General features: G+C 74.2%; 8 protein-coding genes and 4 pseudogenes. 6 read left to right on the top strand and 6 right to left on the bottom strand.

The genetic code is table 11. From position 1 onward, the window contains the following. Nucleotides 1-31: 31 nt before the first annotated feature. Complete coding sequence (locus SSBG_RS28895; RefSeq protein WP_037872149.1) at nucleotides 32-607, bottom strand: TetR/AcrR family transcriptional regulator; 576 nt, start codon at nucleotides 605-607, stop codon at nucleotides 32-34. Nucleotides 608-617: 10 nt separating this feature from the next. Next, nucleotides 618-1,846 (bottom strand): annotated as a pseudogene (locus SSBG_RS28890) (family 1 glycosylhydrolase). 272 nt (nucleotides 1,847-2,118) lie between these two features. On the opposite strand from SSBG_RS28890, the pseudogene SSBG_RS35225 reads away from it, so the two are divergent. From SSBG_RS35225 to SSBG_RS35215, 3 genes and pseudogenes are all read left to right on the top strand, one after another. After that, nucleotides 2,119-2,964, top strand: a pseudogene (locus SSBG_RS35225) (family 20 glycosylhydrolase); the annotation flags it as partial. Between the two features lie 143 nt (nucleotides 2,965-3,107). Beyond that, nucleotides 3,108-3,548: pseudogene (locus tag SSBG_RS35905) on the top strand (hypothetical protein); the annotation flags it as partial. Between the two features lie 3 nt (nucleotides 3,549-3,551). Beyond that, nucleotides 3,552-3,716, top strand: a complete 165-nt coding sequence (locus tag SSBG_RS35215; RefSeq protein WP_234010691.1) for a hypothetical protein — start codon at nucleotides 3,552-3,554, stop codon at nucleotides 3,714-3,716. Between the two features lie 68 nt (nucleotides 3,717-3,784). Here SSBG_RS35215 and SSBG_RS28880 read toward each other — a convergent pair whose 3' ends face one another. Together SSBG_RS28880 and SSBG_RS28875 are read right to left on the bottom strand one after the other, a co-directional pair. After that, nucleotides 3,785-5,248 carry an ABC transporter substrate-binding protein gene (locus tag SSBG_RS28880; RefSeq protein WP_008749568.1) on the bottom strand — a complete coding sequence of 488 codons (1,464 nt, stop codon included), beginning with the start codon at nucleotides 5,246-5,248 and terminating at the stop codon, nucleotides 3,785-3,787. 595 nt (nucleotides 5,249-5,843) lie between these two features. Further along, a pseudogene (locus SSBG_RS28875) lies at nucleotides 5,844-6,753 on the bottom strand (SDR family oxidoreductase). 113 nt (nucleotides 6,754-6,866) lie between these two features. Between SSBG_RS28875 and SSBG_RS28870 the strand changes: the two are divergent. Further along, nucleotides 6,867-7,463 carry a TetR/AcrR family transcriptional regulator gene (locus SSBG_RS28870; protein WP_008749567.1) on the top strand — a complete coding sequence of 199 codons (597 nt, stop codon included), beginning with the start codon at nucleotides 6,867-6,869 and terminating at the stop codon, nucleotides 7,461-7,463. 289 nt (nucleotides 7,464-7,752) lie between these two features. Here SSBG_RS28870 and SSBG_RS28865 read toward each other — a convergent pair whose 3' ends face one another. Continuing rightward, on the bottom strand, nucleotides 7,753-8,571 hold the full coding sequence (locus SSBG_RS28865; RefSeq protein ID WP_008749566.1) for an endonuclease I family protein: 819 nt from the start codon (nucleotides 8,569-8,571) through the stop codon (nucleotides 7,753-7,755). A 286-nt stretch (nucleotides 8,572-8,857) separates the two neighbouring features. After that, the gene (locus SSBG_RS28860; protein ID WP_008749565.1) at nucleotides 8,858-9,640 is read right to left on the bottom strand and encodes a DeoR/GlpR family DNA-binding transcription regulator; all 783 of its coding nucleotides are present in this window, start codon (nucleotides 9,638-9,640) and stop codon (nucleotides 8,858-8,860) included. 152 nt (nucleotides 9,641-9,792) lie between these two features. Between SSBG_RS28860 and SSBG_RS28855 the strand changes: the two genes are divergently transcribed. Beyond that, on the top strand, nucleotides 9,793-10,677 hold the full coding sequence (locus SSBG_RS28855; protein ID WP_037870853.1) for an SIS domain-containing protein: 885 nt from the start codon (nucleotides 9,793-9,795) through the stop codon (nucleotides 10,675-10,677). Nucleotides 10,678-10,680: 3 nt separating this feature from the next. Continuing rightward, nucleotides 10,681-11,470: class II fructose-bisphosphate aldolase (locus tag SSBG_RS28850; protein ID WP_008749563.1), on the top strand; the 790-nt coding region annotated here is incomplete at its 3' end.

Here is an 11,470-nt window from a genome sequence, read left to right as displayed (position 1 = left end):
CCCTCCGCCGTGTCGTACGGACGCCGCGCGGTCACTTCTCCGGTGGTGCGAGGAGGGTCATCACGTCGTCGATGGGCTGCCGCATGTCGAAGGAACGGTCGGTGAGCCACTGGAACTGGGCGCCGTCGGCGAGTGCCAGGAGGACGGCCGCGAGCCGTTCGGGCGGCAGGTCCGTGCGGACCGTGCCCTCGGCCATGCGGCGGCGCAGGAAATCGGCGATCTGCGGCCGCAGGACGGCGTAGCGCTCGGTGAACAGCGCGTGCGCCGGGTGCCCGGGGTCGCTCGCCGCCGCGGCCATCGAGACGAACAGTTCCACGAGGCCGGGTGTGTCGGCGCCTTCCTGGAGGACCGCCCGGTACTGCTCGGAGCCCTCCAGCCCGGCGTAGCGCTCCCGCGCGGACTCGTCGCGGGCCCGCAGGACCTTGGTGAGAAGGTCCTCCTTGGAGTCGAAGTAGTGCATGAGCCCGGGCAGACTGAGGTTGCAGCGGGCGGCCACCTTGCGCAGCGACGTGCCGCGATACCCCTCCTGCGCGAAGATCTCCAGGGCCGCTTGAAGGATCTCCTTCCGCTTCGCCTCGCCCTTCTCGTACGGTCCACGTCTCGCCATGCCCGTCACACTAGCGTGCGGCTCGCGAGGCCCCCGCCGGCGCCGGGGCGGCGCACGGGAGGCTGCCCTCGCGGGCCAGGGAGCCGAGCCAGCGGGCGGAGGGTTTGGGGGTGCGCGCGAAGGTCTCCCGGTCGACGGCGATGAGCCCGAACGTCGGCCGGTAGCTGCCCCATTCGTAGTTGTCCAGAGCGGTCCAGTGCAGGTAGCCGCGGACGTCGGCGCCCTCGCGGATCGCGGTGACCAGGGAGGCGAGGGCCTGCTCGGTGTAGGCGATGCGCCGGGTGTCGTCGCTGGTGGCGATGCCGTTCTCGGTGACCAGGATCGCGACGCCGGGGCCGGCCACCCGCGCCGTCTCCCGCACCGCCTCGCCCAGGGCCTGCGGGTAGAACTCCCAGCCCATCAGCGTGGTCTCGGCGTCGTCGGGGAGGGGGAGCGGGCCGTCGGGGCCGACACGGTGGCGGGTGTAGACCTGCACGCCGATCCAGTCGTCCTCGCGCGCGGCTTCGATGAAGACGGTCTCGCGGGGCCGCGCGTAGGCCGCCGTCGCCTCCTCGGCGCCGGGTTCGGGCTGGTAGACCTGGTTGGCGACGGTCCAGCCGACGAGGTAGCCGCGGCCGGCGTCCCCCAGCACCCCGGACGCGGCCCGGTGGGCGCGGACGAGGGCCGCCGTCACGTCCGCCTCGGGTGCGGCGACGTCCCTGCCGAGGCCAGCGATCCCGGTGCTGCCGCCGCTGTGGGCGGAGTCGTCCGAGGCCGCGCGGCGGCGTGCGGAGACGAGGAGGGCGACCATGTTGGGTTCGTTGATGGTGGCCACGTAGCGCACCTCGTCGCCCAGGATCTCGACCGCGACGCGCGCGTAGGCGGCGAACTTGGCGGCGGCGTCCTCGGCGAGCCAGCCGCCCCTGGCGCTGAACCAGCGGGGCGAGGAGAAGTGGTGGAGCGTCACCACCGGTTCGAGGCCGCGGGCGCGGGCGCCGAGGACCATGGCCCGGTAGTGGGCGACGGCGGCGCGCGAGACATGACCCTCCTCGGGCTCGATCCGCGCCCATTCGACCGAGAAGCGGTAGGCGTTGAAGCCCAGTCGGCACAGGAGGTCCATGTCCTCGGGCCAGCGGTGGGAGCTGTCTAGGGCGTCGCCGCTGCGCTCCGGCAGCACGCTGTCCGGCATGTTCTCCACCGCCCACAGGTCGCTGGAGACGTTGTTGCCCTCGCCTGGTGCGCGGCGGTGGCGGCCCCCATGAGGAATCCGGCCGGGAGCGGGAAGCGGGGAGCGGGCGTGGCTGCCACGTGGGACTCCTTCTCGAACGCGCGGGGGCCGGGAACGCGCCACCACGAAAAGAGTTCACTGATCGGGTTTCGTGTTAGTGTACAGGCCTTCCCGGCCCCCTCGCGGGGGTGCGGTAAGCGGAGTCCGCCGCCCGGGAGTTGACGCCCAGGAGACCTGTCCGCCGAATCCGACACCGGTGAAACGGGCTTCTCCTGGGCGCCCGCCCACCGGCGGAGATCCCCCGATGCACGCACTCCTTCCTCCTCCCGCCTCGTACGAGCCGCACGACAGGGCGGACGGGCCGCCGGCCTCCGGACCCTGGCGCCTGGCGGTCGAGTCCGGGCCGCCCGAGCTGGCGGAGACTTTGCGGGCCCTGTTCGGCCCGCACCTGGGAGACCGGCTCCTGCCGCCGTCGAGCGCCCGTCAGGGTCCCGTGATACGCCTGCGGATCGACCCGGACGTCTCCGTGCCGCGCTCCTGCCTCGGCATCGCCCCTGACGGCGCCCCGGCCCCGGTGGACGAGGCCCACACCGTGCGCGTGGAGGCCGGGGGCATCACCTGCCGGGCCCGCACCGCCGTGGGACTCTTCCGCGCCGCCACCACCGCGCTCCAGCTGATCGCCCTCGCGGAGCCGGGCACGCTCCTGCCCGCCGCGGACATCGCCGACGCCCCGCGGTACGGGTGGCGCGGGCTGCTGATCGATCCGGCGCGCCGCTTCGTGCCCGTCGAGGAGGTGCGCGCGCTCATCGACCTGGCCGCCCTGTACAAGCTCAACGTGCTGCACCTGCACCTGACCGACAACGAGGGCTGGCGGATCGAGCTGCCCTCGCTCCCGGCACTCACCTCCGGGCCCGCCGCCGAGGGCGGCTTCTACACGGCGGCCCAGTTCACCGGACTCCAGGAGTACGCCGCCCGGCGCCACCTCACCCTCGTCCCCGAGATCGACCTGCCCGGGCACTGCGGCGCGCTGCGCGCCGCGATACCGGGGCTCCCCCCGGCCCCGGCGCCGCCCGGCCTCGCGGGGCGTTTCCCGTACACCCCGCCGCTCGACCTCGCCGACCCGGCGACCCGGCAGGTCGTGGGCGCCGCGCTCGCCGACCTGTGCGCCCTCACCGACGGCCCCTTCGTGCACATCGGGGGTGACAAGGCGGTCGGCATCACCGACGACGCCTTCGCCACGGCGGTGCGCGCGCTGCGCGCCCTCGTCCGCGCGCACGGCAAACGGCCGCTGGCCTGGCAGGAGGCGTCCCGGGCCGGTGTGGGCGAGGACGACATCGTCCAGTACTGGGTCGATCCGGAGCTGATGGACCTGCCGTACACCGAGGAGGGACTCGCCGCCCGGGCGGACCTCGTGGGCACCGGGATCTCCGTGCCGCTGCTGCGGGCGCTCCTACGTTCTTCGCGCCCACCGCAGACGACCTCGCGCGCGCCCTCGACGGCGGCGCCCGGGTTCTCCTCTCCCCCCAGTCCCACCTGTACCTCGACCGGCGCTACACCCCCGAGGTCACCCCCGAGGAGTGGGTGGGCTGGGTCGCACACCTGGGATTTCCCACGTACCGGCCGCGCGAGGTCGAGTACGTCGCCTCCTGGCGTCCCGAGGCCCATGGTGTGCCGGACGAGCGGGTCGCGGGAGTGGAGCTCACCTTGTTCGGCGAGAGCGTGCGCGACTTCGCCGACATGACGACACTGCTTCTCCCCCGGCTCGCCTCCCTCGCCTCGACCGCCTGGAGCGGTGCGCCCGGGCCCTGGGAGCCGCACCGCGCGGCACTGGCCCGGCACAGCGTGCTGTGGCGCGCCCGCGGGCTGTCCTTCTTCCCGTCGCGCGAGGTGGACTGGGCCTAGGGAACGGCTTCGGGCCGCGCACCTCAGACGGTGCGCGGCCCGGGGCCGTGTGGTCTTCGCGAGGCGGCTCAGGCGTGGGTGGGCGTGTAGTCGTAGAGCGAGGGCACGGCCATGCCGGACTGGGTGCGGGCCTTGACGTCGGGGCCGGTGACCAGTTCGTAGCGCATCCGGTAGAACGGCGCGAACCACGCCTGCTCGACCAGGTGCCTGTTGAGGGCGCGGGCGGCGCGGGCGGCCTGGGTCGCGGTGCCGGTCTGGATGCGCTGGAGGAGCTTGCGGACGGTCGCGTCGGTGCTGCCGAACAGGTTGAAGACGCCCGGTGCGACGAGGTCCTGGGTGGCGGTCCAGTCCACCGGGTTCTGCCCGTTGTTCATGACGGTGGCCGAGTAGGCGCGTTCGCGGTAGATCTTGCGCAGGGCGCTGTTGCCGTCGAGGAGGTCCCAGCGGACGGTGATGCCGACCGCCTTGAGGTCGGTGGCGATGGAGGAAGCGAGCGCGTCGCTGACGAGGGCGGCGGCGCGCGGGAGCCTGAGCGTGAAGCCCTTGGCGTAGCCGGCCTCGGCGAGGAGCTTTCTGGCCTTGGCGGGGTCGTGGTCGTAGTAGGTGTCCAGGGCCTTGTCGTACGCCTTGGTCCCGGGGCCGTAGATCTGCGAGGTCAGTTCGCCGCGGCCCCGGCGGAGTTTGTCGAGCATGGTCTCGCGGTCCAGGTCGTAGTTGATCGCCTGCCGGACCTGCGGCTTGGCGAGGGCGGGGGTGAGGGCGCCGGCGCGGTCGAACAGGAGCAGGCCCTGGAAGTCGAAGGTGTAGTCGGTCTTCTTGAGCCGGATGCCGGAGGCGATGGCGGCCTGCTGGTTGGTGTCCTGGAGGACCGCGGTGTCGATCTGGCCGGTCTTGAGGCCGTTGACGACGGCGGTCTCGTTGTCGAAGGCGCTGATGGCGAGGGTCTCGAACGGCAGCTTCGCGCCCCAGTAGCCGGTCTTGCGCGGGTAGACGTACTTGTTGCCGACGGCCGTCCTGGTCTTGTCGAGTTCGTACGGTCCGGTCCCGGCGGGCGTGGTGGTCAGCGAGCTGCCGGCGAACTCGGCCGGGTCGGCCATGAGGCCCGCGGCGTCACTGAGCTGGAAGAGCAGGGCGGGGTCGGGAGCGGAGAGGATGAGGGTCACGTGGGTGGGGTCCTCGACCGTGACGCGCCGGAGTGCGGCGAGGGTCTTGGCCGAGCCGCCACCGCCCTTCCGGAAGCGCTTCATGTTCGCCATGACGGCGGCCCCGTCGAAGGGAGCGCCGCCGCTGAACTTCACCCCGTCGCGGAGGGTGAGCGCGAGGCGGGTGCGGGTCTTGTCGTACTCCCACTTCGTGGCGACATCGGCTTGAGGCTGCCGTCCGGGGCCCTCTGGATCAGGGTGTCGTAGACGGCCTGGAAGTACGGCAGGGCGCTGCCGGTCGCGTCCTTGGGGTCCAGGCTCTGCACCATGGTGAGCGAGGCGATGTCGAGCGTGGCCGATCCGGCGTTCGCGCCGCTGCCTCCCGCGCACCCCGAAAGGGCGAGGGAAGCGGTGGCGGCGAGGGCGGTGGCACGGGCGGAAAACCTCATGTCGTCACTCCGTGGGGAGGGCCGGGAGCACGTCGCCGGCGTCAGGTGTCGCCCGAGGGCACGTCGAGCCCGGGCCCGACACCGGGTCCTCGACTCGCAAAAACCGTAATGCGCTCGGTTTTCGGAGTCAATGGAAAGGACCGGCCGGTAACTTCCGCTCCGCCCTGCCCCCCGCGCGGCGGCGGGCGTCGGTACGGCGGCGCGTCCGCACCCGGCGGGTTCGTACGGCGGCGCGTCTGTACATCCGTACGTCGGCGCGTCTGTACGTCCGTACATCCATGCGCCCCGTCCGTGCCGCCGGGTCCTCCCCCGCTCCCGGTGGGCGCCGGGGGCGGGGTGCGCGGGCGGAGGACGGGAGAACGGGAGAAGCGGTACCCCCGGGTGGGAATACCGCTTCTCGGGGCTCGGGAGACGACGGGCGCGCCGCCGCCTCGGGGCGGCTTCGCGACGGTCGCGCGAGGGGGCGCGGGTGTCGGCGTGCCCTCGCGGGCTCCTCGCCGGTCGGCGTCGCGCGCCCGGATCGGCGCGCGGGCGGCTCAGGCGGTGAAGTAGTGGGCCGCCATGTCGGCGAGCAGGCCGGGTCCGGTGGGGTTCCAGTCGAGGAGCGCCCTGGTGCGGGTGGCGGAGGACGGGGAGTCCAGCGCGGTGGTGTCCGCGAGCCAGCCGAAGTGGGCGGGCGCGTCCGCCGGGTCCAGGGAGGTGACCGGGAGGTTCAGGTGCTCGCCGATCACGGTGGCGATGTCGCGCTGCGGGACCCCCTCACTCCGCCGCCGCGTGCAGGACGGCACCGGCCGGGGCCTGCTCCAGGGCGAGGCGGAAGAGACGGGCGGCGTCGAGGCGGTGGACGGCGGGCCAGCGCTGGTCACCGTCGCCGATGTAAGCGGCGACGCCCTTCTCGCGGGCGACGCCGACGAGGGCGGTGACGAAGCCGTTGTCGCCCTCCCCGTGGACGGTGGGCGCCAGGCGGACGACCGAGGAACGGACCCCCTGGTCCGCGAGGGCCACCGTCGCGCGGGCGGTCACGGCGCGCCCGGAACATAAGCCCTCGTCACCGCCCCCGGGCCAGCTCGTCTCGGTGGCGACCTCGCCCGGGGTGATGCCGAGAAGGCCGGAGGCGATCGCGAAGGGCTTGCCGGAGCCGGCGAGGGCCTCGCCGAAGGCGTCCACCGCCTGGCGGTCGGACCGGGCGGCGCCCGGGAAGTCGCCGGTGAAGGCGATGTCGTGGCGGAAGGCGAGGTGGGCGACGGCGTCGCTGGCGCGGGCCGTCTCCGCGAGGAGGCCGAGGTCGGCGAGGGAGCCGTGGACGGGCTCGGCGCCGGCCTTCTCCAGGGCGCGGGCCGATTCGGGCGAGCGGGCGAGGCCGAGGACCTGGTGTCCGGCGGCCAGCAGTTCGGGGACGAGAGCGGAACCGATCCAGCCGGAGGCCCCGGTGACGAAAACGCGCATGGCGGTACTCCTTGGTGCGATGACACACGATGTCAGTGACTGTCATCATCCAGGCTAGCACCACGATGTCAGTGACTGACATGGCAACGCGGGGAGCGCATAGAATCGGGTCCATGGCGAGATGGGAGCCCCACACACGGGAACGGCTGGCACGCGCGGCGCTGGAGCTGTACAGCGAGCACGGGTACGAGGGGACCACCGTCGCGCAGATCGCCGCCCGCGCCGGGCTCACCGAGCGCACCTACTTCCGGCACTTCGGGGACAAGCGGGAGGTGCTCTTCGACGGCTCGCACGACCTGGAGACGGCGCTGACCGGGGCGGTGACCGGCGCCCCCGCGGACGCCTCGCCCCGCGCCGCGCTGGCGGCCGGGCTCGACGCGCTCGGGGCCGCCTTCCGGGGGATGCGCGCGCACGCTCGTACGCGCCAGGCGGTCATCGCCGCCCAGCGGGAACTGCGGGAGCGCGAGCTGATCAAGATCGCGACGCTCACTCGCGCGCTCGCCGAGGCGCTGCGCCTGCGCGGCGTGGCGGAGCCGGACGCGAGCCTGCTCGCCGAGGCGGGCCTCGGGATCTTCCGCACGGGCTTCGAGCGGTGGGTCGGCGAGGCGGGGGCGGGGGCGGGCGACGGGACGGCCGCGGGCGAGGTCCCGCTGCTCACCCTGCTCCGCGAGGGGCTGGACACACTGTCGGACACGCTCGCCGAGGACTGACCGGGGCTGGGGCGCGCGGCGTCTCGGGGGCACGCGCATCCGGGCCGGACGCGGTGGCCCTCTCCCCCACGCCGTGCCGATGGCCGCCTCGTCGGCGGCGGGCGGCGCGGGTGCCATGGGGAGGGCCCCACGCGGTCCCGTCGTGACATCCGGTCGGCAGGTGACCGGCCCCCGCGCCCGATGACCCCGGCGCGGGGCAGGTGGTGGCGGTCGTACGCGGGGGCCGCCGCCCGCCGGGGGAGCGTTTCCCCGGCGGGCGCGGCTGTCCCAAGTCACGGGCGGGCGCGGGTCACCAGACCGATTCGACCCACTCGGGGTGGTCGATGAAGGGGTTGCGGTTGTGCTGGTAGCTGTCGAAGATCACGTCGTTGCGGTGCTTCTCGAAGGAACTGGGCGGGTCGGATTCGTTCCACTGCTTGAGGACGGTGAGGCGGCCGATCGCGGGCGCTGAGCCGTTGCCCGCCGTGTCGTTGGGTTCGAGGTCGGGGAAGCCGTCGCCGCCGTCGTAGCGGACGGCCATGTAGAGGATCATGCGGGCGACGTCGCCCTTGACGGCGTCGCGCGGTTCGAAGCTGTCGCCGTCGGTGTAGTTGCCCGGGGCGCCGCCGACCGCCCCGCCGCCGTTGTCGAAGTCCTTGTTGCCGCGGGCGCCGTTGACGGCGACGTCCTCGGGGCGCAGATGGTGGAGATCGGTGCCGGGGCCCGTGGCGGTGCCGAAGTCGCCGTGGCTCTTGGCCCAGACGTGTTCGCGGTTCCAGTCGCCCTGGGCGCCGCCCTGGCGGGACTTGGCTATGGACTTGCCGGTGTACAGCTCCACGACGTTGTCCGGGTTCGCGGGGTCCTCGTCGGTTTTCTTGAGGGCATCCCACACCTGGCTGTAGGTGACGGTGTCCTGATCGCTGATCAGGGTGTGCAGGGCACTCTTGAGGGCGGCGCCCGTCTTGCCCTCGACGCCCGCATAGTAGTCGGCGGCGGCCGGGCGGGCGGCCGCGGTGGCGGGGCAGGGGGTGTCGGCGGCGGCGGGGAGGCTCTGGGTGGTGAGCAGGAGTCCTGCCGCCGCCGCGAGGGCGAGGGCGGTTCTGCGGACGCGGTGGTGGGGGGTGGTCATACGGGGCCCTCTCGCTGGGCGCCGCCTCGTGGGCGGCGCGGCGCTCCGTCAGGTCCCGGAGAATGTCGCACGCGGAGGACACCCGGCGGGCGGTCCTCACACAACCCTTACGTGTTGTTCTCTTACGACCACGGCGAGCGATGCTCGATATTGCTCATGGGGCGCACGTTTCGCGCATCTCTTGTCATGCGTTGCGCGAAGAGTGCAGGATGACGCACGTCGGCCGGTGCGTGGAACGGGCGTGGGACGGAGGTGCGGGGGCGTGGAGCGCAGGGATCGCGCGGGCTCAGACCGTGCGGATGTCGATCCCGCGTTCCCGCAGCGCGGCGAGCACGTCGGGGTCCGCGCCGGTGTCCGTGACCAGGACGTCGACGGCGTCGGCGGGGCAGATGCGGGCGAAGGCGCGGGCGCCGAGCTTGCTGGAATCTGCCGCGACGACGACGCGGCGCGCGCGGGCGCACAGCAGCCGGTTGACGCCGGCCTCGGCCTCGTCGGCCGTCGCCGCGCCTTCGACGGCGTCGAAGGCACCGACGCCGAGCACCGCCGTGTCGAGGGTGATCTGCCGCAGGACGCCGTCGGCGAGGGGACCGGTGAGCTCGTACGAGTGCGGGCGGGCCACTCCCCCGGTCAGCACCGTCTTGAACCGCGGGCGGGCGGTGAGCGCGTAGGCGATGTTCAGGGCGTTCGTGACGACGGTGAGGCCCTGCTCCTCGCCCTCGGCGGGGGCCGGGACGGCGGCGAGGGCTTCGGCGACGGCCGTCGTCGTGGTGCCTCCGGTCAGGCCGATCGCCTCGCCGGGGCGGACGAGGGCGGCGACGGCGTGCGCGATGCGCTGTTTCTCCTCGGCCCGGCGCGCGCTCTTGTGGCGCAGCGGGAGGTCGTAGCCGACGCCGTGCGGGAGGGCGCCGCCACGGGTGCGGACGAGCATCCGCCGCTCCGCGAGGGTGTCCAGGTCGCGGCGGATGGTGGCGGGCGAGACACCGAGGCGGTGCGCGGCGTCGTCCACGTCCAGCCCGCCCTCGGCGGCGAGGAGTTCGAGCAGGGCCTTCCATCGGGTGTCGCGCGGCATCGGGTGCTCTCCACGTCCGCCGGGCCGTGCGGTCCGGCGGGGATCAGGGCGGGGTACGGGCGCGCGGGCGCGCCCCCCCGCGTCGTACGGGGAACGACACCGGACGGCGGCGGAACGTGCCGGACGGGTCGGGAAGTCAAGGGGATCACATCATGAGTCATGTACGGGACGAACTGGCCTCGCAGCCGGGGTGCTGGGAGCGGGCGGCGGCGCTCGGCGCGGCCGGGGGCCTCGGGCTGCCCGGGGCGGGGGCCCGGGTCGCGGTGGTCGGCTGCGGGACCTCGTTGTTCATGGCGCAGGCTTACGCGGCGCTGCGCGAGGGGTCGGGTCAGGGCGAGACGGACGCGTTCGCCGCCTCGGAGTTCCCGGCCTCGCGCCGGTACGACCTGGTGCTCACGCTGACCCGCTCGGGGACGACGACGGAGGTGCTGGACGTGCTCGCCGCGCTGCGCGGGCGCACGCCGACGGTCGCCGTCACGGCCGATCCCGCGACCCCGGTGCGGGAACTCGCCGATCGTCTCGTGGTCCTCGACTGGGCCGACGAGAAGTCGGTCGTGCAGACGCGGTTCGCGACGAGCGCGCTGACGCTGCTGCGGGCGCACCTGGGCGCGCACCCGGCGGACGTCGTGGCGCGGGCGCGCGAGGCGCTGGAGGCGCCGTTGCCCGAAGGGCTGCTGGAGTGCGGGCAGTTCACGTTCCTGGGGCGGGGCTGGTCGGTGGGGCTCGCGCGGGAGGCGGCGCTGAAGATGCGGGAGGCGGCGCTCGCCTGGACGGAGGCGTATCCGGCGATGGAGTACCGGCACGGGCCCATCAGTGTGAGTACGCGCGGGACGGCGACGTGGATGTTCGGCACGGCGCCCGAGGGGCTCGCGGAGCAGGTCGCCGGGACAGGGGCGCTGTGGGTGGACGAGCCGGGGGACGAGCTGGTGGCGCTCCTGCGGGCGCAGCGCCTCGCGGTGGAGCTGGCCGAGCGGCGGGGGCTCGCTCCCGACGAGCCCCGGCACCTGACGCGTTCCGTCGTGCTGCGGGAGGTGTGAGCGGTGGCCCTGGTGCCGACGGGGGAGCTGGTCGCGGAGGCGGTCGCCGGCGGGCGGGGGCTGCCCGCGTTCAACGTGGTCACGCTGGAGCACGTGGAGGCGGTCGTCACCGGCGCCGAGCGGGCCGGGGCCGCCGTCGTGCTCCAGGTGAGCGAGAACGCGGTGCTCTACCGGCTCGGGCGGCTGGCGCCGCTCGCGGCGGCGGCGCGCTCGGTGGCGGCGGCGGCCGCCGTGCCCGTGGCGCTGCACCTGGACCACGTGACGGACGGCGAGCTGCTGCGGCAGGCGGCCGGGGCGGGGTTCGGGTCGGTGATGTACGACGGGGCGGCACTGCCGTACGAGGAGAACCTCGCCGCGACGCGCGAGGCCGTGACCTGGGCGCACGCGCACGGGCTGTGGGCGGAGGCCGAGCTGGGCGAGGTGGGCGGCAAGGACGGGGCCGTGCCGCTCGGGCCCCACGCGCCGGGCGCGCGGACCGATCCGGCCGAGGCTGCGGCCTTCGTGACCGCCTCCGGGGCCGACGGGCTGGCGGTGGCGGTGGGGAGCAGTCACGCGATGACGACGCCGACGGCGGCTCTGGACCACGCGCTGCTCGGGCGGTTGCGCGGGGCGACGGCGGTGCCGCTCGTGCTGCACGGGTCCTCGGGGGTGCCGGACGGCGAGCTGCGCGCGGCGGTGCGCGGCGGGATCACGAAGGTGAACGTGGGGACGGCGCTGAACGTGGCGCTGACGGCGGCGGTGCGCGAGCGGCTCGGCGCGGACCCGGGGCTCGTGGACGCGCGCGCCTACCTGC

The organism is Streptomyces sp. SPB074 (assembly GCF_000154905.1).
Classification (GTDB): Bacteria; Actinomycetota; Actinomycetes; order Streptomycetales; family Streptomycetaceae; genus Streptomyces.
The sequence above is the reverse complement of the archived record's forward strand: the minus strand, read 5'-3'. Positions and strand labels throughout refer to the sequence as shown.

Bases quoted from the DNA above. Each gene is read 5' to 3' on its own strand.
- SSBG_RS28895 (WP_037872149.1), bottom strand. From the start codon at position 607: ATGGCGAGACGTGGACCGTACGAGAAGGGCGAGGCGAAGCGGAAGGAG.
- SSBG_RS35215 (WP_234010691.1), top strand. From the start codon at position 3,552: ATGACGACACTGCTTCTCCCCCGGCTCGCCTCCCTCGCCTCGACCGCC.
- SSBG_RS28870 (WP_008749567.1), top strand. From the start codon at position 6,867: ATGGCGAGATGGGAGCCCCACACACGGGAACGGCTGGCACGCGCGGCG.
- SSBG_RS28865 (WP_008749566.1), bottom strand. From the start codon at position 8,571: ATGACCACCCCCCACCACCGCGTCCGCAGAACCGCCCTCGCCCTCGCG.
- SSBG_RS28860 (WP_008749565.1), bottom strand. From the start codon at position 9,640: ATGCCGCGCGACACCCGATGGAAGGCCCTGCTCGAACTCCTCGCCGCC.
- SSBG_RS28855 (WP_037870853.1), top strand. From the start codon at position 9,793: ATGAGTCATGTACGGGACGAACTGGCCTCGCAGCCGGGGTGCTGGGAG.